Below are 21,397 nucleotides of genomic sequence, written 5' to 3' on the forward strand. Positions count from 1 at the left end.
TCCTTGGCGTCCGAAATCCAGAGCATTTCAACCGCTCGCCCGCCGTAGCGGGCGGACAGGGGCCGTCGCGTCCGCCCAGGGCATGACGAAGGATGCGGGGCGGCAGCGGGGTGCCGCCCCGAGGCTCTCAGCGCAGGTCCGGGGGCGTCGCCTCGGCGGCGAGCGCCGCGACGACCTCGTCGAGCGCGACCACCTGCGTCGCCTTCTCGCCCAGGCGGCGCAGTGTGACGGTGCGGTCCTCCACCTCCTTGCGGCCGATGGCGAGGATGGCGGGCACCTTGCCGACCGAATGCTCCCGCACCTTGTAGTTGATCTTTTCGTTGCGGGTGTCGGCCTCGGCCCGCACGCCCGCCGCCTTGAGCGCCGCGACGACCTCGTGGACGTAGTCGTCGGCCTCAGACACGATGGAGGCGACGACGACCTGACGCGGGGCCAGCCAGAAGGGCAGGCGTCCGGCATGTTCCTCGATGAGGATGCCGATGAAGCGCTCGAAGGAGCCCAGCGCCGCGCGGTGCAGCATCACGGGCCGGTGCCGCTCGCCATCGGCGCCGACATATTCCGCCCCCAGCCGCTCCGGCAGGACGAAATCGGCCTGCAAGGTACCGCATTGCCATTTGCGCCCGATCGCGTCCGTCAGGGTGAATTCCAGCTTCGGCCCATAGAACGCGCCTTCGCCCGGGTTGATATTAGGCTCGATCCCGGCGGCGCGGGTGGCGTCGAGCAGGGCCTTTTCGGCCCTGTCCCAGACCTCGTCCGAGCCCGACCGCTTTTCGGGCCGGTCCGAGAACAGCACCTCGAATTCCGGAAAGCCGATGTCGCGATAGATCGCCGACAGGAACTCGATATAGCGGGCGGTCTCGCTCTCGATCTGGTCCTCGCGGCAGAAGATATGCCCGTCATCCTGGGTGAAGCCGCGCACCCGCATGATGCCGTGCAGCGCGCCCGACGGCTCGTAGCGGGCGCAGGAGCCGAACTCCGCCATCCGGAGCGGCAGGTCGCGGTAGGAGGTCAGGCCCTGCTTGAAGATCTGCACGTGGCACGGGCAGTTCATCGGTTTGAGCGCGTTGACGGTCTTTTCGCGCGCATGCTCCTCGTCGACTTCGACGATGAACATGTGCTCCTGGTATTTGTCCCAGTGGCCGGATTCTTCCCATAGCTTGCGGTTCACGACCTGGGGCGTGTTGACCTCGACATAGCCGCCCGCGCGCTGGCGGCGGCGGACATAGTCCTGAAGCTCGGTGTAGATGGTCCAGCCGTTCGGGTGCCAGAAGACCTGGCCCGGCGCCTCTTCCTGCATGTGGTAGAGGTCCATCTCGCGGCCCAGGCGGCGGTGGTCGCGGGCCTCGGCCTCCTCCAGGAACTTGAGATGCGATTTCAGGTCGTCGCGGTTGCGGAAGGCGATGCCGTAGATGCGCTGAAGCTGCGGCCGGGTGTTGTCGCCCAGCCAATAGGCCGCCGAGACGCGGGTCAGCTTGAAGGCATCCGCCGGGATCTGCCCGGTATGTTGCAGATGTGGGCCTCGGCAGAGGTCCTGCCAGTCGCCGTGCCAATACATCCGGATCGGCTCATCGCCCGGAATCCGGTCGATGAGCTCGACCTTGAACGGCTCGTTCGTGTCCTCGTAATGCTTGCGCGCGCGGGCGCGGTCCCAGACCTCGGTGCGGACAGGGTCGCGGGCGGCGATGATGCGCTTCATCTCGGCCTCGATCTGGCCGAGATCCTCGGGGGTGAAGGGCTCCTCCCGGTCGAAATCGTAGAACCAGCCGAAATCGCGGACCGGGCCGATGGTGACCTTGACGTCGGGCCAGATCGCCTGGACGGCGCGCGCCATGACATGGGCGAGGTCGTGGCGGATCAGCTCCAGCGCCGGTTCCTCGTCCTGCATGGTGTTGATGGCGATCGTGGCGTCGGCTTCGATCGGCCAGGCGAGATCCCAATGCGTGTCGTTGACCTGGGCGGAGATCGCCTTCTTGGACAATGATTTGGAGATATCCGCAGCCACCTCGGCCGGGGTGATCCCGGCGGGGACCTGACGCTGATTGCCATCGGGGAAGGTGAGGGTGATCTGGGACATCGCGTGTCCTCCTCGTCGGTTTGGCGCCCACGGAACGCCCGGTTGCGGGTATGTGTGCCGCGCTTGTGGCCGCTGACGCGGCCGAGCGCAACCGCGCGTTGAACGGCCGGGGTCGATTTCCCAGGCCCATGCCCGCCGCGGCCCGAAGGTTGACCGGGATCAAGGTAGCTTCCGCTCTGGCCGCCTATCTGTGGCGCGCCATCGAGCAAGGGAGAGACCTCATGGAAAAGATCCTCGTCGCCACCGATCTGAGCGCGCGATCGGATCGCGCGGTCCTGCGGGCCGCGCAGCTGGCAGGGGCGAAGGGCGCGGCTCTCCGGATCGTTCACGTCGTGGATGACGACCTGCCCGCTGCGATGTTACAGACGCGGACGGAAGAGGTCACGGATGCTCTTGAGGCGATGGTCGCGCAGACGCCGGCGCTGTCGGAGCTCTCGCCCGAGATCTCGATCGAGGCGGGGCATATCGACGTGCTGCTGCCCAAGGTCGCCGCGGAATACGGCGCCGATCTCCTGGTGGTGGGCGGCCACCGCAACCGCGGCATGGCCGAGCTGCTGGGGACCCCGACGCTGGTTCGGCTGGTGCGTGGCACTGAATTGCCGGTGCTGGTCGTGACCGGACGACCCGAGGCGCCCTATGCGGCGGTCTCCGTGGCCTGGGATTTCTCGCCCGCGGCCCGGATCGCGGGGCTGACGGCACGGGCGCTGGCCCCCGATGCGGCGCTGACCTTGGTTCATGCCTGGGTCGAGCCCTATGGCGGCAGCCCCTATGGCATTGACGCGGCGGCCACGATGCCCGCCGCGATGCGCCAACGGCTGGAGACCAAGATCGCCGGGGACGCGGCCGAGTTGGGCGGCGACCCGGTTCCGGGGCAGGTCATCGTCATCGGCCCTCCGGGCCATGTGCTGCGCCGCCGGGCCGTCGATGGCGAAGCCGACCTCCTGGCGCTTGGGCGTCATGCGCGCTCGGGGCTCGCGCGGTTCCTGCTCGGGGCCACGGCCGAGGACGTCGCGCTGACCGCCGATTGCGACGTCTTGATTGCGCCGCCGGAATAGGTCGCGGCTTTCCGGCCGCATTTTGCACGAAATCTGCAGTTAGAGCCTGCGTGTCCTGGGCGACCCGGCCGTTATGGGGCCGTTATGGGATTGCCCGGGGCGCGGATGTGCTGACACTGGCATCGCGCCCCGCGAGCGGGTAAGGAGCGTCACGGAAATGACTGACCTCGACGGGGTAAAGACGTATGAGCGACGATTTCGATCTGGATGTCGCGGATCTGGAGCGGCGCATGGATGGAGCGATGGCCAACCTGCGCACGGAATTCGCGAGCCTCAGGACGGGCCGCGCATCGGCTTCCATGCTGGAGCCGGTGATGGTCGATGCCTATGGCAGCCCGACGCCCATCAACCAGGTCGGCACCGTCAACGTGCCCGAGCCGCGGATGGTGACGATCAACGTCTGGGACAAGTCGCTGGTCGGCAAGGTCGAGAAGGCCATCCGCGAGAGCGGACTGGGCATCAACCCGCAGCTCAACGGCACGATCATCATGCTGCCCATCCCCGAACTCAACGAGGAGCGGCGGCGGGAACTGGGCAAGGTCGCCGGCCAGTATGCCGAGGGTGCCCGGATCTCGATCCGCAACGTGCGCCGCGACGGGATGGAACAGATCAAGAAGGGCGACCCGCCGGAAGACGAGCGCAAGATGTGGGAGCAGGAGGTCCAGGAGCTGACCGACAAGCACATCAAGGCCGTCGATGCCGCGCTCGAAGCCAAACAGGCGGAGATCATGCAGGTTTGACGGCCGCACCCGCGCACCGCGCGGGCGAAAGGTCCAGTGGACCTTTCGGGCCGTCAAAGGGCGAAGCCCCGGGCCCGGCCGCACCCGCGCACCGCGCGGGCGAAAGGTCCAGTGGACCTTTCGGGCGACCGAGAGGCGGGGCGCCGGGCGCGCGCCGCCTCGCACCATTTCCCGGGGCGCGGAAGGCGCTCCATGCAAACCAAGGGCCACAGGCGCAAAACCCGTCCGACGCCCCCGCGAAGAGCGAGAGGAACGAGCGATGAGCACCCCCGCCCAAGGCCCCCGCCACGTGGCCATCATCATGGACGGCAATGGCCGCTGGGCGCAGCAGCGCGGCCGCCCGCGCCTGCTGGGCCACCGCGCCGGCGCCAAGCGCGTGCGCGAGATCGTCGAGGCCTGCCCCGACAACGGCGTCGAGTACATCACCATCTTCGCCTTCTCGACCGAGAACTGGAAACGCACCCAGGAGGAAGTCGCCGGTCTGATGGGCCTCTTCCGGCGCTATATCGAGAACGAGGCGCAGGACATGCTGGGGCAGGGCGTGCGGGTCCGCTTCATCGGCGACCGGCTCCGGCTCGACGTCAAGCTTCAGCGGCTGATGAACTGGATCGAGGCGCTGACGGCGCATAACACCCGCGTCAATCTGACCATCGCGATCAACTATGGCGGCCGCGACGAGGTCTCCCGCGCGACCAAGCGGCTGGCCCGCGACGTGGCGGCCGGGCGGCTCGACCCCGACGACATAACCGACGAGACGCTGCCGCGCTATCTCGACACCCATGTCCTGCCCGACCCCGATCTGGTGATCCGCACCAGCGGCGAGGCGCGCATCTCGAACTTCCTGCTCTGGCAATCCGCCTATGCGGAGTATGAGTTCGTCGACACCCTCTGGCCCGATTTCCGGCGCTCCGATTTCGAGGCCGTCCTCGCGCGCTACTCCGGCCGGGATCGGCGTTTCGGCGGCATCAAGGCGTGACCGAAGGCACCCGACCGCCCCGGCCCGAAGCCGAGGAGGAGGAGCCGCCGCTCTTCCAGTTCGAACAGGCCGAGCCCGTCGCGCCGGCCGTGACCGGCCGGTTCCAGGATCTTGCGCCCCGGCTCGCCACGGCGATCTTCCTTATGCTGATCGGCGGCACGGCGATCTGGTTCGGCGGGCCAGTCTTCATCACCCTGATCTCGGTCTGTGTGGGCCTCATGCTGTGGGAACTGGCGACGATGGTGCGCACCGGGCCCAAGCGCGCGCGCCTGATGGCGGTCGTGGGCGCGCTGGGCGTCGCGGCGGCGAGCGTGATGCCCATCGGCTTCGGTCTACCGCTGCTGATGCTGGTGCCGATGACGGCCATCGCCTTCATCCGGCGGCACCGGCGGATCATGGTCGGGTTTTCGGCGGCGATCGTGCTGGCGGGCCTGTCGCTGACGCAGCATCTGACGGAATTCGGCCTGGCCTGGATGCTTTGGCTGATCGCCGTGGTCGTCGTCTCGGACGTGGCGGGTTATTTTGCGGGCCGGATCATCGGGGGACCGAAATTCTGGCCGCGCGTCAGCCCGAAGAAGACCTGGTCCGGCACGGTGGCCGGCTGGATCGGCGCGGCGCTGATCGGCTGGATCTGGGCCGTCGCGATGGGGGCGGGCCTGGAGACGGTCGGGATCTCCGTCGCGCTGGCGATGATGGCGCAGATGGGCGATATCGCCGAAAGCGCGGTGAAGCGGAAGATGGGGGTCAAGGACTCCTCCAACCTGCTGCCCGGTCATGGCGGGCTGTTCGACCGGTTCGACGCGATGCTTGGCGCGGCGCTGATGCTGCTGGTGATCGAGTCGCTGTCTGAATTTCCGCCGCCGCCGGGGGTTTGATGCGTCGGGTCAGCATTTTCGGGGCGACGGGCTCCATCGGGCAGAACACCATCGATCTGATCGCGCGGGCGCCGGACGAATACGACGTCGTGGCGCTGACCGGCGCGTCGAACGTGGCGCAGCTGGCCGCCGATGCGCGGCGTCTGGGCGCAGAGCTGGCCGTCACCGCCGACGAGGCGCGGCTGCCGGAGTTGCGCGACGCGCTGGCGGGGACGGGCATCGAGGCGGCGGCGGGGCAGGCCGCCCTGGAGGAGGCCGCCGACCGGCCGACCGACTGGTGCATGTCGGCCATCGTCGGGGCGGCAGGGCTCGTGCCCGGCCTGCGGGCGCTGCGCCATGGCGGCACGCTGGCGCTGGCCAACAAGGAATCGCTCGTCTGCGCGGGTCCGCTCCTGATGGCGGAGGCCCGCGCCCATGGCGCGCGCGTCCTGCCCGTCGACAGCGAACATTCCGCCGTCTTCCAGGCGCTGGCCGACAACGACCCCGGAGCCGTGGAAAAGATCGTCATCACCGCCTCGGGCGGGGGCTTGCGCGACTGGCCGCTCGACCGGCTGGCCCAGGCCACGGTCGAAGAGGCGGGCAGCCATCCGAACTGGGACATGGGCCAGCGGATCACCATCGACTCGGCCTCGATGTTCAACAAAGCGATGGAGCTGATCGAGACCCACGAATATTTCGGCACGCCGCCCGGCGGCATCGAGGCGGTGATCCATCCCCAGAGCATCGTTCACGCCCTGGTCCAGTTCCGCGACGGCGCGTTGATGGCGCATCTCGGCGCGCCCGACATGCGCCACGCCATCGGCTTTGCGCTGCACTGGCCCGAGCGGCGCGACCTGCCGGTGGATCGCGTAGATTTGACCGCGCTCGGCTCGCTCGAGTTCTCGGCGCCCGATCCGGCGCGCTATCCCGCGCTCGATCTGGCGCGTGCGGTGATCGCCGGCGGCGGCCTGCGCGGGGCGGCGTTCAACGCCGCAAAGGAGGCCGCGCTCGACCTCTTCATCGGTGGCGAGATCGCGTTCACCGACATGGCGCCCCGGGTCGAAGCGACGCTTAACGGGCTGGAAAGGCGCGGATGCCTTGATGCGGACAGGATTACACTCGATATGGTGCTGGATACCGACCGTGTGGCGCGCGCCCTGACCCACGCGCCCTGACAGGAGGCGACATGGAATTCATTCCCCAGTTCGGTGGTCTGCTCTGGACACTCGCGGCCTTCGTGGTGGCGCTGTCGATCATCGTCGCGGTGCATGAATACGGCCATTACATCGTCGGCCGCTGGTGCGGCATCAAGGCGGATGTCTTCTCGATCGGCTTCGGGCCGGTGCTGGCCAGCCGGATGGACCGCCACGGGACGCGATGGCAGATCGCGGCGCTGCCTTTGGGCGGCTATGTCAAATTCCGGGGGGATGCCAACGCGGCCTCGGTGGGGGCCGATGGCTCGGTCGCCGAGATGACGGCTGCGCAGCGGGCCGAGACCATGACCGGCGCGGCGCTGTGGCGCCGCTCGGCGACGGTCGCGGCGGGACCCGTCTTCAATTTCATGCTGTCGATCCTCGTTTTCGCGGCTTTCGTGCTCTGGAGCGGGGCGGCCGTCGAGACGCCGGTGATCGGCAAGACCAAGGCCATGCCCGAGGATGTCGTCCTGCTGGAGCAGGGGGATCTCGTGCTCTCGGTCGAGGGCCAGCCGGTGGAGACCTTGCAGGAACTCTCGGAGGTCTCGCGCACGCTGCCCCCGTCGCCCACGGTCACCTATGAGATCGTCCGCGACGGCAGCAGCCAGAGTGTCGAGGCCGCCCATCTCATGCCGGCGCGGATCGAGACCGTGAACGCGCGCTCGGCCGCGTGGGATATCGGGCTGGCCGAGGGCGACGTGATCCGCGCCATCGACGGCACGCCGATCCACTCCTTCCAGGAGCTTCAGGCCGCCGTGGCCGCGGGCGAAGGCGTGCCGCTTTCGCTCGATGTGTGGCGCGCGGGCGAGATGCTGGAATTCACGCTCACGCCGCGCTCCACCGACCTGCCGCAGCCCGACGGCACTTTCGAAACCCGCTATCTGATCGGCATCACCGGCGCGCTTTTCTTCGACCCGCAGACCGAATCGGTCGGACCGCTGACGGCGATGCAGCAGGGGGTCGAGCAGACGATCTATATCGTCCGGTCCTCGCTGTCGGCGCTGGCGCATATCTCGACGGGCGCCATCAGCAGCTGCAACCTGTCCGGTCCTGTCGGCATCGCGGAAGTCTCGGGCGCGGCGGCCAGCCAGGGGGTCGACAGTTTCATCTGGATGATCGCGGTGCTCTCGACAGCGGTGGGTCTGTTGAACCTCTTCCCGATTCCCGTGCTCGACGGCGGACACCTGGTTTTCCACGCCTATGAAGCGGTCCGGGGTCGTCCCCCCTCGGACGGGGCGGTGCGCGTTCTGATGTCGGTGGGCATCAGCGTGATGCTGACCGTGATGGTGTTCGCGACCTTTAACGATCTGATCTTCTGCCCTTGATCGGGACCCGGCCCGGGGCGGAAAATGCCGCGACCGTGCCTCAGTCCTGCCCAAATTCGGGGCCATCCGGGGGAGGTCATTGAAGCGGGGCGTAGACCATGCAGCAGATCAGAAACGGATATCGCGGATTGTCCATCTTCATGGGCTTGAACATCGACCGGGTTCTCTCGGTCCTGGTGATCGCTCTGGCGGTTTTGATGGCGGCCTGGATCCAGTCCATCTGACCCCGACAGACCGTCACATTTTTGCGCCCCGCTGACCTTGCTCGGTCGGCGGGGCGCTTTGACATCGAAAGGCCGCTTCGCTACTCACAATCCATAAAAACGCGAGGGCGGGGCATTGGACATGGACGATCGCGGCGGCGCGCGGGCGCTGGACGCCCGAGATGTGATAACCCGGATGACGACCGGCCTACGGGCCACGCTGCTTGGCGGGATCGGAGCGGTCGTGATCGCCGGCGCCAGCCAGGCGCAGACCTTCCGCTTCACCGAGTTCGAGATCCAGGGCAACACCCGGATCGAAGCCGCGACCATCCTGACGAACCTCGGCGTGGCTCCGGGGCAAACGGTCAGCGCCGGCCAGTTGAACGACGGCTTTCAACGCCTCCAGGGATCGGGCCTCTTCCAGCGGGTCGAGATCATTCCGCAAGGCGGCAAGCTCTTGATCCTGGTCGATGAGTTCCCGACGATTAACCGCATCTCCATCGAGGGCAACGCGCGGCTCAGCGACGAGGATCTGCTGACCGTCGTCACCTCGACCCCGCGCCGGACCTACAGCCCGGCCCAGGCCGAGCGGGACGCCGCGGCGATCACCGACGCCTATGCCGCCTCGGGCCGTCTGGCCACGACCGTGGTGCCCAAGATCATCGAGCGCAGCGGCAACCGCGTCGATCTCGTCTTCGAGGTGGCCGAGGGCCGCGTCTCCGAGGTCGAGCGTCTCAGCTTCGTGGGCAACCGCGCCTTCTCCGACCGGCGCCTGCGCCGCGTCCTGGAGACGAGCCAGGCCGGCATTTTCCGCGCGATCATCGGCTCCGACACCTTCGTTGCCGACCGCATCGCCTTCGACCAGCAATTGCTGCGCGACTTCTATCTCTCGCGCGGCTATGCCGACTTCCGGGTTCTGTCGGCCACGCCGGAGCTTGCGCCGTCCCGTGACGCGTTCTTCGTCACGTTCCAGGTCGAGGAAGGGCAGCAGTTCCGCTTCGGCGAGGTCTCGGCCGATAGCGTGCTCGATGTCATCGACGTTCCGCTCTACGACTCCGAGATCCGCGTGCGCCCCGGCGACGTGTTCAGCCCGCAAGCGGTGGAGCGGACGATCGAGCGGCTGGAGCTTCTGGCGCTCCGCGAGGGGCTGGACTTTATCCGCGTGACGCCGCGCTTCTCGCGCAATGACCGGGACCTGACCATCGACGTGGTCTTCGAGGTCGAGCGCGGAGAGCGGATCTTCGTCGAACGGATCGACATCGAGGGCAATGCCACCACGCTCGACCGTGTGATCCGCCGCCAGTTCGACACCGTCGAAGGCGACCCCTTCAACCCCCGCGCCATCCGCGCCGCCGCGGAGCGCATCCGCGCCCTGGACTATTTCAGCCAGGCGGATGTCAACGCGCGGGCCGGCACCGCGGAGGGCCAGGTCATCGTCGATGTGGATGTCGAGGAGCAGCCGACGGGCTCTCTTGGCTTCGGCATCAACTACTCGGTCGAGGACGGGGCGGGCGTCGCCCTGTCCTTTGCGGAGACAAACTTCCTGGGGCGCGGCCAGACGCTGAACTTTACGATCGATACCGGGTCGCAGGACACGTCCTCGAACATTACCTTCGTCGAGCCATTCTTTCTCAACCGCGATCTCGCCGCGTCCTTCTCGCTGTTCTACCGGGAGACGGATGACGACGATCAGAGCTTCGACACGCGCTCGATCGGGGTCCGTCCGGGGCTCGAGTTTCCGACGGGCGAATTCAGCCGCCTCGGCGTCTTCTACAGCCTGACCGAGGATACGCTGAACCCCAACGACACGACGCAGTTGTCGCAGATCCTCGAAAACGACGAGGGCTCCAACATCACGTCCAGCTTCGGCTATCGCTTTACCTACAATACCATCGGGCGGGGCCTGGATCCGACCCGGGGCGTGCGGCTGCGCTTCGGGCAGGAATTCGCCGGGCTCGGGGGCGATGCGGAGTTCGTGAAGACCACGGTCGAGGCCACCGGCCAACGGACCATCGCCAATGAGGAGATCACCCTGCGCGCCTCCTTCGAGGGCGGGATTCTGACATCGCTGGGCGATACCAACTCCCTGCAGGCAAACCGCTTCTTCAACGGACCGCGGATCATTCGCGGCTTCGAGTCGGGCGGGATCGGACCGCGCGATCTGAACGCCGACGACGATGCTCTGGGCGGCAATCAATATGTCGCGGCGCGTTTCGAGGCGCTCTTCCCGATCGGCATTCTGCCGGACGAGTATGGGATCTCGGGGGCTGCGTTCGTCGACATGGCGTCGGTCTGGGGGCTGGACGACACCAATGGCGGTCCCGATGGCGGACAGCCGGTGGATGACGAATTCTTCCTCAACTCGGCCGTCGGTTTCGGCATCTTGTGGGACACGCAGATCGGTCCGCTGCGGTTCAACTTCACCAGCGCGATCAACAAGCGGGATTTCGACCGCGAGCAGAATTTCGATCTGACCATCCAGACCCGGTTCTGACGATGTGGCGCGCGCTGGCGCTGTTCCTGGCGCTCTGCGGGGCGCCGGCTGGGGCGCAGGGGCTGCCCTCTGGCGTCCCTGCATCGGCGGTCGTGGTTCTGGATCGCGACCTGCTGTTCACGCAAACCCGCTTCGGGCGGCGAATCCTGTCCGATATCGAGGCCAGCAGCCGGGAGCTCGCTGCCGAGAATCGCCGGATCGAGGCGGAGTTGGAGGCGGAAGAGCGGGCGCTGACCGAGCGCCGCGCCGAATTGCCCCCCGAAGAATTCCAGTCCCTCGCCGACGCGTTCGACGAGAAGGTCACCGGTATCCGACAGACCCAGGACGCCAAGGCGCGCAACATCCAGCTGCGCTCTGACCGGGCGCAGGCGATCTTCTTCGAGCAGGCCAACCCGATCCTGCTGGATCTGGTGCGCGAGATCGGCGCGCTCGTGATCCTGGACCGGCGGATCGTCATCGCCTCTGCCGACCGGGTCGATATCACCACGCTTGCCCGCGACCGTATCGACGCGGCCTTGGGCGAGGGGGAGGGGCTGCCGGACGCGGTGTCGCCCTCCGGGACGGACTGAGCCGACCTGCCGGGCGCGGCTGCTCGACAAGCCCACGCGATTGGTCCAACCCTCTTGATATCAGCATTATGCCGGGGTGTTTCCATCATGCGGGCGACGTTCTTCGACCTTCCGGGCCTCAACGTGGTTCAGGCCGTTGCGCCGCCGGAGGAAACGCCGGTCACGCCAGTCACGCTCACGCTCGTCTTCGAGGAGGGCACGACCGTTGTGAGTTATTCCGACCTCGGGTCCTTTGGCTACGACCCGGCGGTCATCGCCGGGTTCGACGATCCGCCGCTCCTCGGCGTGCTGATCGACGGCGAGGCTGCGGAAGGCGGGCTTGACACGGAGTTCAGCGTCATCCGAGTCGACTGGAGCGGCGGATCGACCATCGTCGGGACCTTCCTGCAGGAGCCGGACTTCGCCAACGCCGACACGCGCGATCTGATCGCAATAACGGACTTCGTGCTCGACGGACCCGCGTTGCCCCCATTCGACAGCTTCGAGGCGTTTCTGGCGTTCTACCGCGAGGAGACGACGCAGGTCGGGTCGGTGCCCAATGGCGCCCCCTTCGGCGCCGGCAGCCCGATCAATCTGACCCTGGTCCCGGGCGTCTCCGTCGAGACGCGGATGTTGGAGCCCGACACCTTCTCGACCGAGTTCAGCGATGACCTGCAGGGCACGGCCGGCAACGATGTCATCGATGGGCGCGAAGGCCAAGACACCATCGACGGCGGCGCGGGGGCCGACACTCTGATCGGCGGGCCGGGCAACGACCGGCTTGTCGGCGGCGATGGCCCCGACCTGATGCAGGGCGGCGCAGGCGACGACGAATATGTCGTGACGGAGCGGGGCGACCGGGTCGAGGACACCGGGGGCGGGTTCGACACCGTCCGGACATCGGTCGATTTCTCGGTCGGGATCTCCGGCGTCGAAACCGTCATCGCGACGGGTGAGCGCGACCTGCGACTCACCGGTTCGGCAGGGGATGAGCGACTGACCGGGAATGGCGCGGACAACATCCTGATTGGGGGCGGCGGGCAGGACAGGATGATCGGTGGCGAAGGCGCCGATTCCTTCGTCCTCTTCGGTCGGACGGAGGCTCCGTTCATCACGGTCGGCGATTTCGACAGAGCGGAGGGCGACCGGATCGGCATCGACGACCAGTTGCTGGGACTGGGCGGGCGCAGAACCGATATCCGGTCGCTGGAGGTCTCGGACCTGCGGGCGCTGATCCAGGGCGGGCAGGTTTCCTATGACCGTGCCGCGAACCGCGTCGAGATCGACACCGACGCAGATGGCGCGGTCGATGCCTCGATTGAGTTGGCCGCGGGCATCGCGCTGTGGGTCGAGGACGTGCTGATCTTCTGACGCAGCGGTGCGGGCCGCTTGCGCGGCCCCGTCCGCCGCTTGTAAGCGGTGCAAGAGACCAAGGAGCCCGCCATGCCAAGCGACGTGCCCGAAGAGGCCGACATCCACCTGATCCAGCGGATCATCCCGCACCGCTATCCGTTCCTGCTGGTCGACAAGGTCGGCGAGATCGTCGCCAACCAGTCCGCGACCGGGATCAAGAACGTCACCTTCAACGAGCCGCATTTCCAAGGCCATTTCCCCGGCACGCCGATCATGCCCGGCGTGACCATCGTCGAGGCGATGGCCCAGACGGCTGCGGTGCTGGTCGGCGTCTCGAACGATTTGGCCGACAGCAATTTCCTCGTCTACTTCATGGGGATCGATGGCTGTAAGTTCCGCCGCAAGGTCATCCCCGGCGATGTGCTGGAATTGCGGGTGACGGTCACGCGCGGCAAGCCCGGCGCCAAGGTCTGGCGTTTCCGCGGAGAGGCGTCGGTCGGCGGCGAGATGGCCGCCGAGGCCGATTTCACCGCGATGATGGACCTGCCGAAGTGAGCATTGAACCCGGCGCCCGCATCCATCCTTCGGCCCTGATCGAGGACGGCGCGACCATCGCGGACGGCGCCTCGGTCGGCCCGTTCTCGGTGATCGGGCCCGAGGTGGTTCTTGGTCCCGGCGTGCAGGTCGACAGTCATTCGGTCGTCACCGGCTGGACGGAGGTGGGCGAGGACACGCGCATCTTCCCGTTCTCCTCCATCGGGGAGATTCCTCAGGATCTGAAGTTCGGCGGCGAGCGGACCCGTCTGCGCATCGGTAAGCGCAACCGCATCCGCGAGCATGTGACGATGAATACCGGCACAGTTCAGGGCGGCGGCGAGACGGTGGTGGGCGATGACGGGCTCTTCATGGCGGGCTGCCATATCGCCCATGACTGCGTGGTCGGCGACCGGGTGATCGTGGTGAACCAGTCCGCGCTGGCCGGGCATTGCCGGATTGAGGACGACGTAATCATCGGCGGGCTGTCGGGCGTGCATCAATGGGTGCGGATCGGGCGCGGCGCGATCATCGGGGCGCTCAGCATGGTGACCAAGGACGTCGTGCCCTATGGCCTCGTCCAGGCGCCGCGTGCCGAGTTGGACGGGCTGAACCTGGTCGGGCTCAAGCGGCGGGGCGTGTCCCGCGCCGATATTCAGGCGTTGCGCGCCGCGATGGGGGCGTTGAAGCAGGGCGAGGGCACGTTCCACGAGCGCGCCGTGCGCCTGGGCGAGGACACGCAATCCGAGTATGTGCGCGAGATGGTGGCCTTCATCACCGGCGAGACGGATCGCTCCTTCCTGGTGCCGCGATGAGTGTCGCGCTGGTCGCGGGGCAGGGGGGCTTGCCGGGCGTGCTCGCCAACGCCCTGGGCCGGTCGGGTGCGCCCTGGTTCGCCTGCCATCTGGAGGGCTTCCCGCCGCAGGCCGTGGGCCAGTCCCGTGGGTTCCGCATCGAGCAACTCGGCACGCTGATCGCCGCCTTGACGGCGGAGGGGGTCGAGCGGGTCTGCTTCGCCGGCGCCATCGCCCGGCCGCCGCTGGACCCCTCCGCCGTGGACGCGGCCACGATGCCGCTGGTCCCGCGCATGATGCAGGCGATCCAGGCGGGGGACGACGCGGCCCTGCGCACCGTCATCGCCTTCTTCGAGGAGGCGGGCCTGACGGTGGTCGGCGCCCAGGAGATCGCGCCGGAGCTGTTGGACCTGCCGGTCACCGGCAGCCCGTCCAAGCAGGACGCCGCCGACATCGTCCGCGCGGCCGAGGTCCATGGCGCGTTGGGCGCGGTGGACGTGGGCCAAGGCTGCGTCGTCGCCAAGGGCCAGGTGCTGGCGGTCGAGGCCGCGCCGGGGACGGATTTCATGCTCGCCACGCTGGCCAAGCAGCCCCCCGCGCCGCCTCGCGCGCCCTCGGGCGGTCTGTTCGGCGGCGATCTGTTCGGCGGCGCCGCGGACTGGCTCAGCGGCAGCGGCGGTCCGCAGCGGCGCCTCCCGGATTTTGCCCGGCCTTCGGGCGGCGTGTTCTTCAAGGCCGCCAAGCCCGATCAGGACCGCCGCATCGACCTGCCCACCATCGGCCCGGCCACGATCCGCGCCGTCGCCGCAGCGGGCCTGAACGGTCTGGCGCTGGAGGCGGGCGGCGTTCTGGTGATCGACCGGGAGGACGTGGCGGCCCAGCTTGCCAGCACGGGCCTGTTCCTCGCCGCGTGGGAGCGGTGACGCGCCTCTTTCTCATCGCCGGAGAGCCCTCGGGCGACCGTCTCGGGGCCGCGCTGATCGCAGGGCTGCGGCAACTGGTGCCCGAGGTCGAGATCCACGGCATCGGCGGGCCGGAGATGGAGGCGCGGGGCCTGCAGAGCCTGTTCCCGATGTCCGACCTCTCGGTCATGGGGCTGGCCGAGGTGCTGCCGCGCTTGCCCCACCTCTTCCGCCGCCGGGACGAGGCCGTCGCGGCCATCGGCCGGCTGAAGCCCGATGCCCTCATCACCATCGACAGCCCCGATTTCTGCCTGCGCGTGGCGGCGCGCGCCAAGCAAGCGCGGGCGGATCTGCCGGTAATACACTACGTCGCGCCCTCGGTCTGGGCCTGGCGGCCGGAACGCGCCCAGAAGATGGCCCGGACCGTCGATCACGTGCTGGCGCTCTTGCCGTTCGAGCCCGACTACATGCGCGCCGCCGGCATGACCTGCGATTTCGTCGGCCACCCGGTCGTCGCCGACCCCATCGCACCGCCCTCCGAGGCGGGCCGCTTCCGGGAGCGTCATGGCATCACCGGCCCGATCGCCCTTGTGCTGCCGGGCTCGCGCAAGGGCGAGGTGGGGCGTCTGGCCCCGGTCTTCGGCGAGGCGTTGCAGCATGTGCCGCTCGGCACGCGCGTGGTCGTCCCGACCGTCCCCAATGTCGCCGAGGAGGTCCGCAAAGCGGTCGCGCTCTGGCCCGGCGCGCCTCTTGTCGTGACCGAGGCCGCCGAAAAGCGCGAGGCCTTTGCCGCCGCCGATGCCGCGCTGGCCGCCTCGGGCACGGTCAGCCTGGAGCTTGCGGCCAACGGCGTGCCGATGGTGATCGCCTATGACATGAACTGGTTCTCGCGCCGCCTGCTGGCGCGGATGCTCAAGGTCGACACGGTGACGCTGGTCAACCTCGTGACGCGGACCAAGGCGGTTCCCGAATTTCTGGGCGATGCCTGTCGCCCGGCGCCGATCGGCCGGGCCCTGGCCGATCTGCTGCGCGTGCCCTCCCAGAGGGAGCGGCAGATGGCGGCGCTCGACCGAACCATGGACCTGCTCGGCCGTGGCGGAGAAGATCCGGGGCTGCGGGCCGCGCGCTCCGTCCTGCGACATCTGGGATGGGAAGACGTGTCGGAATGACTTGCGGGCCCGGATGTGACGGGATACGACCGGCCTCAGGCACCCATAGCTCAGCTGGATAGAGCGCTGCCCTCCGAAGGCAGAGGTCAGAGGTTCGAATCCTCTTGGGTGCGCCACTCCCTCCCCTCGGATTGTCCCGCGCCTCCGCCACCGGCAGAGCGAAGCGGTTTGGACATGGTGTCCCGGCCTGCGGGTGCGGCGCGTTGGCTGTCGGTGGGCCAGGGTGGAGCCGAGGCGGCAGGGCAGGGCGGAGGCATAGGGCCGGAGAACGCGGTCGCGCTCTCTTCGCGCGCCAATCGCCCCGTCTGTCGGCTTTCTTCCAGGCCTCGCCCGGCCTTCATCCCTTGGGAGCAATACGCTTTTGGCTACGTCCCGTCGGAGACGATCTGACGCCTTTGACTCAGAAAGTAACGGTTGGCCCCTTTATCCCTGAAAAAGGAAATAATTGTGCGCGAACGATTGTTGAATCTCGAAGGGCGCAGGCCATCGCGGAGAGTCGCGGCGGACGGGGGAATGGAATGCTGACGAAGATACTTGTGCCCGTGCGCGGCGACGGGATGACCGGAACGGTGCTGCAACACGCCGCGGCGCTCGCCCGACGGCATGGGGCGCATGTGGTGGTCGCCCATTGCTGGATGCGCCCTGAGGATCTGGTTCCGCAAAGCGGTCTGCTGCCCAGCTTCGCGCGCACGACGATGATGGAGCAGGCCCAGGGAACTCGCCGACCGTCAGGAGGATCACCTCCGCGGAATCCTGCATCGTCTCGCCCGCGAATTCGGCCTGGAGGAAGGCCCGCCCCGGATTGGCGAGGCCGCGACCTGCGCCTTCATTGAGGTGCCGGGCAAGATGGCCGACGTGGTGACGCATCACGGGCGGCTGGCCGATCTCGTCGTGCTGCCCAAGCCGCAGCGCGAGCGGAACCTGGGCCAGGGCTCCCTGCGCGCGGCGCTCTACGCGACCGGGCGGCCGGTGATGATTTGTCCGACCGAGACCCGGCCCGAGGAAGACTTCGCGCGCCATATCGCGATCGGCTAGAACGGCTCTCTGTCCGCCTCGCGCGCGGTGTCCTCGACGCTCGATATCGTCGGTGCGGCCGAGGAGGTGACGATCCTCGTGGGCGAAGAGTATGACCATCCTCAAGCACGCCTTCGCCGGGTTTGCCGTCGCGGCGGCCCTCGGGACCCTGCCGATCACGGCGTCGGCGCAGGATTGGACGCCCCGGCGCCCCATCGACTTCACCATCATGGCCGGTCCCGGCGGGGGCGCGGATCAGATCGCGCGATTCACTCAGTCGGTGGTCGAGCAGAACGACATGACCAACCGTCCGCTCGTTCCGACGAACCGGGGCGGGGGCTCGGGGCGGGGGCGCTTCTGCATCTCAAGGATGCGCGCGACCCCGAACATACGCTGATGGTCACGCTCAACTCCCTCTACACAACGCCGCTGCGACAGGAGGCGTTGGGCGTCGACATCGAGGCCTTCACGCCGATCGCGATGATGGGCGTCGATCCCTTCGTTCTCTGGGTCCACAAGGACGAGGGCATCTCCACCTTCGAGGAATTCGTCGAGAAGGTGCGGTCCATGGACGGGGATTTCGTCATGGGCGGCGCGGGGCAGGGGCAGGAGGACTCGATTGTCATCGCCTACATGTCGGGCGCCTGCGATCTGGACATCAACTACATCCCATATGACGGCGGCGGCGCCGTGGCCAAGGATCTCGCCGGACGTCAGATCATGGCGACGGTGAACAACCCGGCCGAGGCCAAGGGCTTCTACGAGGCAGGGGATTTCGTGCCGCTCCTGGCCTTCTCGGACGAGCGCATGGACGCCTATCCGGACGTGCCCACCCTCAAGGAGAAGGGGCACGACTTCACCTACTACAACCAGCGCGCCGTGGTCGGTGCGCCCGGCATGTCGGAGGCGGCGGCCGAGTATTACCGCGATGTCTTCTCGCAGGTCTACGAGAGCGATGCCTGGCAGGGCTATGTCGAGTCCGAGAGCCTCTCGAACCTGCCGATGGATGCCGACGAGACCCGCGCCTGATGGACCACGCAGGTTGCTAACCACCGCAACCTGCTGGCGCAGATCGACGGCTGAGCGAGACATGCGGGCGCCCGCGACTGACGGGCGACCCTGCTAAGACGAAGGGGCGGCAATGCGCCGAGGCGAAATCATCATGGTGGGGCTCCTGGCCCTCTTCTCGCTCTACCTCATGTGGAAGAGCGCGGAACTGCCCATCGGCTATATCCGTGGCCAGGGGCCGGGCGGCGGCGCGTGGCCGTTCTGGCTTTCGGCGGTGATGCCGGGCAGCTGCGGCGTGATCGCGCTGCGCTGGTGGCGCCGCGAGAGCCCGCCCTCGCGCTCCGAGGAGCCGATGCTCGACAGCTACGGCTGGCGCACGCTGGCGCAGGTCGGCGGCATCGTCGTCTTCGTGGCGCTGATCGACGTCATCTTGATCTACGGCGCCATCGCGGTTTCCTGTTCTATTACATGCGCTTCCTCGGGCGTCACGGCATCCCGCTGACGCTGACGCTGACGATCTCGCTCGTCACCCCCATCGCGATGTTCTTCTTTTTCGAGGGCGCGATGATGATCCCGATGCCGCAGGGCATGCGTTTCACCCAGCCGGTCTTCGACCTGCTCTACGACATTCTCTGCTGACGCCCGGAGGGCTCCGACATGGACGTGCTGTCCTTCCTCGCCGACGGCTTCGTGCTGGCGCTACAGCCGACCAATCTGATGCTGATCCTCATCGGCGTCTCGATCGGTCTCTTCATCGGCGCGATGCCGGGGTTCGGCTCGGTCAATGGGGTGGCGATCCTTCTGCCGATCACCTTCCTGGTGCCGCCTAACTCGGCGATCATCTTCTTTGCGGCGATCTATTACGGGGCAATGTATGGCGGCGCGATCTCCTCGGTGACGCTGGGCATCTCGGGCGCGTCCACGGCGATGGCCACGACCTTCGACGGCAGGCCCCTGGCGCTACAGGGCCGGGCGAGCCTGGCGCTGGTGACGGCGGCGCTAGCCTCCTTCGTGGGGGGCAAGGTCGCCAACATCCTCTTCACGCTCTTCGCGCCGATCCTGGCGACGGTGGCGCTGTCCTTCGGCCCGCCGGAGATCTTCGCGCTGATGCTGCTGGCCTTCGCGACCTTTGTCGGCCTCGGCGGCGATGACATCCCAAAGACGGTGCTTTCGATCTGCCTCGGCCTCGGCCTCGTGCTGGCGGCGGTGGGCATCGACACGATCTCCGGCGAGCCGCGGCTGGTGCTGTTCGAGATCGACGGCTTCCTGCGCGGCATCGGCTTCATCGTGCTGGCCATCGGTGTCTATGGCATCGGCGAGATGCTTTGGATCATCGAGCAGACCCGCGGCGAGGTCACGACGACCAATCCCAAGATGACCGCCAAAGGCATGATGGCCGACACGCGCGAGGCGGTGCGTCGCGGCTGGAAGGGCACCTGGATCGGCTCGATCCTGGGCTTCTTCGTCGGCGTCCTGCCGGCTGCGGGGGCCACGCCGGGGTCGCTGATGTCCTATGGCGTGGCCAAGATGGTCTCCAAGACGCCCGAGGAATACGGGCGGGGCACGCCCGATGGGGTGGCCGCGCCGGAGGCGGCGAACAACTCCGCCTCGATCGGCTCGATGCTGCCGATGCTGACGCTGGGCATTCCCGGCTCGCCCAAGACGGCGATCCTGCTGGGCGGCATGATCATCTGGGGGCTGGTCCCGGGGCCGCGCCTCTTCGTCGACGAGAGCGAGTTCGTCTGGGCCTGATCGGCTCGTTCTACATCTCGAACGTGGCGGCGCTGCTCATTCACCTCGCCTTCATCCCGCTCTTCATCCGGATGCTCCGCACGCCCTTCACGATCCTCGCGCCGATGATCTTCGTGCTGTCGATCATCGGCGGTTTCGCGGCGACGCGCTCGATGCACGACATCTGGCTGATCGTGATCTTCGGCCTCGCGGCCTTCTTCCTGCGGAAGTTCGACTATCCGCTCGCGCCCGCCGTTCTGGCCATCGTGCTGGGCCCCATCGCCGAGCCGACGCTCCGCCAGTCGCTTCTGCTCTCCTCGGGGGATCCCTCGATCTTTTTCACCCGGCCCATTGCCGGGCCGATCACGGCGATCGCGCTGATCCTGATCTTCCTGCCCGCGTTCAAGATGCTGCGGCGGTGGAGGGCCGCCGCACGCGGGTAGGGCGCATCAGCCCGTGTAGAGCCCGGCCACCTTCGCGCGCAGCTGCACCAGCGCGAGGACAGTGTCGATGGTGGGGGTCGGCGTCTCGGTGACGCGGCCCAGTTCCTGCACCGAGCCAACCAGCGCGTCGATCTCCATCGGCCGCCCCTGGTCCAGGTCCTGGAGCATCGAGGTCCGGTGCGCACCGACCTGGGCGCCGCCCTTGATGCGGCGGTCGACGTCGATGGGGAACTTCACGCCCAGCTTCTCGGCGACGGTCTGCGCCTCGACCATCATCGCGCGCGCGACCGCCCGCGTCCCGGGATCGGTGCAGAGCACGTCCAGCGTGGCATGGGTCAGCGCGCTGATCGGATTGAAGCTGAGATTGCCCCAGAGCTTCACCCAGATCTCGTCCCGCAGCTTGGGCCGGACGGGTGCCTTGAGCCCGGCCGCCGTCAGCGCCTTGGAGAGGGCCAGCGCGCGCTCGGACTTGGACCCGTCGGGCTCCCCCAGGGAGAAGCGGTTGCCCTCGATATGCTTGACCACGCCCGGCTCGATGACCTCGGCGGCCGGGTAGACCACGCAGCCCAGCACCCGGTCGGGGCCAAAGCCGTCCCATTGCGCGTTGCCGGGATCGACGCTTTCCAGCCGGGTGCCCTCCAGCGGGCCGCCGATCTTGTGGAAATACCACCAGGGCACGCCGTTCACGCCCGAGACGATTGTCGTGTCCGGCCCGATCAGCGGCTGCATCTTGTCCACCACCGGCGGCACGGAATGGGCCTTGAGCGTGACCACGACATAGTCCTGCGGGCCGAGTTCCGCGGGGTCGTCCGTCGCGGTGACGGGGACCGAAATCTCTTTGCCGTCCTCGATGAGCCGCAGCCCGTTCTCGCGCATCGCGGCCAGATGCGGGCCGCGCGCCACCAGGCTGACCTCCGCCCCCGCCTGCGCGAGCTTGGCCCCCATGTAACCGCCGATCGCTCCGGCGCCGAAGATGCAGATTTTCAT

The 21,397-nt window shown here is 67.8% G+C and carries 22 protein-coding genes, 1 tRNA gene and 1 pseudogene; 22 read left to right on the plus strand and 2 right to left on the minus strand.

Annotation, left to right across the window (positions count from 1 at the left end; all coding sequences use genetic code 11):
• Positions 1 to 127: 127 nt before the first annotated feature.
• The gene (thrS, locus tag DTQ71_RS11345; RefSeq protein WP_109564406.1) at positions 128 to 2,074 is read right to left on the minus strand and encodes a threonine--tRNA ligase; all 1,947 of its coding nucleotides are present in this window, start codon (positions 2,072 to 2,074) and stop codon (positions 128 to 130) included.
• 221 nt (positions 2,075 to 2,295) lie between these two features.
• On the opposite strand from thrS, the gene DTQ71_RS11350 reads away from it, so the two are divergent.
• The 22 genes and pseudogenes from DTQ71_RS11350 to DTQ71_RS11430 all read left to right on the plus strand — a co-directional run bounded on the left by DTQ71_RS11350 (position 2,296) and on the right by DTQ71_RS11430 (position 20,410).
• Complete coding sequence (locus tag DTQ71_RS11350; RefSeq protein ID WP_170125403.1) at positions 2,296 to 3,129, plus strand: universal stress protein; 834 nt, start codon at positions 2,296 to 2,298, stop codon at positions 3,127 to 3,129.
• Positions 3,130 to 3,314: 185 nt separating this feature from the next.
• Positions 3,315 to 3,869: a ribosome recycling factor gene (gene frr, locus DTQ71_RS11355; protein ID WP_109564408.1), complete on the plus strand. Its 555-nt coding sequence runs from the start codon at positions 3,315 to 3,317 to the stop codon at positions 3,867 to 3,869.
• Between the two features lie 259 nt (positions 3,870 to 4,128).
• Entirely contained in the window at positions 4,129 to 4,845 is a 717-nt protein-coding gene (uppS, locus tag DTQ71_RS11360; RefSeq protein ID WP_109564409.1) for a polyprenyl diphosphate synthase, read from the plus strand.
• Positions 4,842 to 5,720, plus strand: a complete 879-nt coding sequence (locus DTQ71_RS11365; RefSeq protein ID WP_245947437.1) for a phosphatidate cytidylyltransferase — start codon at positions 4,842 to 4,844, stop codon at positions 5,718 to 5,720. Before uppS ends, DTQ71_RS11365 begins: the two co-directional genes overlap by 4 nt.
• Positions 5,720 to 6,874 (plus strand): 1-deoxy-D-xylulose-5-phosphate reductoisomerase, encoded by a 1,155-nt coding sequence (gene dxr, locus DTQ71_RS11370; protein ID WP_109564410.1) that lies wholly within the window; start codon positions 5,720 to 5,722, stop codon positions 6,872 to 6,874. The genes DTQ71_RS11365 and dxr overlap by 1 nt, the downstream gene beginning before the upstream one ends.
• 11 nt (positions 6,875 to 6,885) lie before the next feature.
• Entirely contained in the window at positions 6,886 to 8,217 is a 1,332-nt protein-coding gene (rseP, locus tag DTQ71_RS11375; protein ID WP_109564411.1) for an RIP metalloprotease RseP, read from the plus strand.
• A gap of 98 nt (positions 8,218 to 8,315) precedes the next feature.
• Positions 8,316 to 8,441 carry a hypothetical protein gene (locus DTQ71_RS24610; RefSeq protein WP_281271237.1) on the plus strand — a complete coding sequence of 42 codons (126 nt, stop codon included), beginning with the start codon at positions 8,316 to 8,318 and terminating at the stop codon, positions 8,439 to 8,441.
• 121 nt (positions 8,442 to 8,562) lie between these two features.
• Complete coding sequence (bamA, locus tag DTQ71_RS11380; protein ID WP_109564412.1) at positions 8,563 to 10,914, plus strand: outer membrane protein assembly factor BamA; 2,352 nt, start codon at positions 8,563 to 8,565, stop codon at positions 10,912 to 10,914.
• 2 nt (positions 10,915 to 10,916) lie between these two features.
• Complete coding sequence (locus DTQ71_RS11385; RefSeq protein WP_109564413.1) at positions 10,917 to 11,483, plus strand: OmpH/Skp family outer membrane protein; 567 nt, start codon at positions 10,917 to 10,919, stop codon at positions 11,481 to 11,483.
• Positions 11,484 to 11,570: 87 nt separating this feature from the next.
• Positions 11,571 to 12,833 (plus strand): calcium-binding protein, encoded by a 1,263-nt coding sequence (locus DTQ71_RS11390; RefSeq protein WP_109564414.1) that lies wholly within the window; start codon positions 11,571 to 11,573, stop codon positions 12,831 to 12,833.
• 72 nt (positions 12,834 to 12,905) lie between these two features.
• Positions 12,906 to 13,370 carry a 3-hydroxyacyl-ACP dehydratase FabZ gene (fabZ, locus tag DTQ71_RS11395; RefSeq protein WP_109564415.1) on the plus strand — a complete coding sequence of 155 codons (465 nt, stop codon included), beginning with the start codon at positions 12,906 to 12,908 and terminating at the stop codon, positions 13,368 to 13,370.
• Positions 13,367 to 14,164: an acyl-ACP--UDP-N-acetylglucosamine O-acyltransferase gene (gene lpxA, locus DTQ71_RS11400; protein ID WP_109564416.1), complete on the plus strand. Its 798-nt coding sequence runs from the start codon at positions 13,367 to 13,369 to the stop codon at positions 14,162 to 14,164. Before fabZ ends, lpxA begins: the two co-directional genes overlap by 4 nt.
• On the plus strand, positions 14,161 to 15,066 hold the full coding sequence (locus DTQ71_RS24270) for an LpxI family protein (RefSeq protein WP_245947439.1): 906 nt from the start codon (positions 14,161 to 14,163) through the stop codon (positions 15,064 to 15,066). Before lpxA ends, DTQ71_RS24270 begins: the two co-directional genes overlap by 4 nt.
• Positions 15,063 to 16,214 carry a lipid-A-disaccharide synthase gene (lpxB, locus tag DTQ71_RS24275; RefSeq protein WP_245947440.1) on the plus strand — a complete coding sequence of 384 codons (1,152 nt, stop codon included), beginning with the start codon at positions 15,063 to 15,065 and terminating at the stop codon, positions 16,212 to 16,214. Before DTQ71_RS24270 ends, lpxB begins: the two co-directional genes overlap by 4 nt.
• 39 nt (positions 16,215 to 16,253) lie before the next feature.
• A tRNA-Arg gene (locus tag DTQ71_RS11410) sits at positions 16,254 to 16,330 on the plus strand.
• Between the two features lie 441 nt (positions 16,331 to 16,771).
• Entirely contained in the window at positions 16,772 to 17,047 is a 276-nt protein-coding gene (locus tag DTQ71_RS24895) for a universal stress protein (RefSeq protein ID WP_211317133.1), read from the plus strand.
• A gap of 13 nt (positions 17,048 to 17,060) precedes the next feature.
• Entirely contained in the window at positions 17,061 to 17,249 is a 189-nt protein-coding gene (locus DTQ71_RS23870; RefSeq protein WP_211317134.1) for a hypothetical protein, read from the plus strand.
• A 91-nt stretch (positions 17,250 to 17,340) separates the two neighbouring features.
• Complete coding sequence (locus DTQ71_RS24280) at positions 17,341 to 17,625, plus strand: hypothetical protein (protein WP_245947442.1); 285 nt, start codon at positions 17,341 to 17,343, stop codon at positions 17,623 to 17,625.
• On the plus strand, positions 17,625 to 18,257 hold the full coding sequence (locus DTQ71_RS11420; RefSeq protein WP_245947444.1) for a Bug family tripartite tricarboxylate transporter substrate binding protein: 633 nt from the start codon (positions 17,625 to 17,627) through the stop codon (positions 18,255 to 18,257). The genes DTQ71_RS24280 and DTQ71_RS11420 overlap by 1 nt, the downstream gene beginning before the upstream one ends.
• A 112-nt stretch (positions 18,258 to 18,369) precedes the next feature.
• Positions 18,370 to 18,738 (plus strand): tripartite tricarboxylate transporter TctB family protein, encoded by a 369-nt coding sequence (locus tag DTQ71_RS11425; protein ID WP_245947446.1) that lies wholly within the window; start codon positions 18,370 to 18,372, stop codon positions 18,736 to 18,738.
• Complete coding sequence (locus DTQ71_RS24285) at positions 18,705 to 18,875, plus strand: hypothetical protein (protein ID WP_245947448.1); 171 nt, start codon at positions 18,705 to 18,707, stop codon at positions 18,873 to 18,875. The genes DTQ71_RS11425 and DTQ71_RS24285 overlap by 34 nt, the downstream gene beginning before the upstream one ends.
• A 123-nt stretch (positions 18,876 to 18,998) precedes the next feature.
• Positions 18,999 to 20,410, plus strand: a pseudogene (locus tag DTQ71_RS11430) (tripartite tricarboxylate transporter permease).
• A gap of 6 nt (positions 20,411 to 20,416) precedes the next feature.
• On the opposite strand, the gene DTQ71_RS11435 reads toward DTQ71_RS11430, so the two are convergent.
• On the minus strand, positions 20,417 to 21,397 hold the full coding sequence (locus DTQ71_RS11435) for a 2-dehydropantoate 2-reductase (protein WP_109564417.1): 981 nt from the start codon (positions 21,395 to 21,397) through the stop codon (positions 20,417 to 20,419).

Origin of the sequence: Jannaschia seohaensis (assembly GCF_900116765.1) — a bacterium.
Lineage (GTDB): Bacteria > Pseudomonadota > Alphaproteobacteria > Rhodobacterales > Rhodobacteraceae > Jannaschia > Jannaschia seohaensis.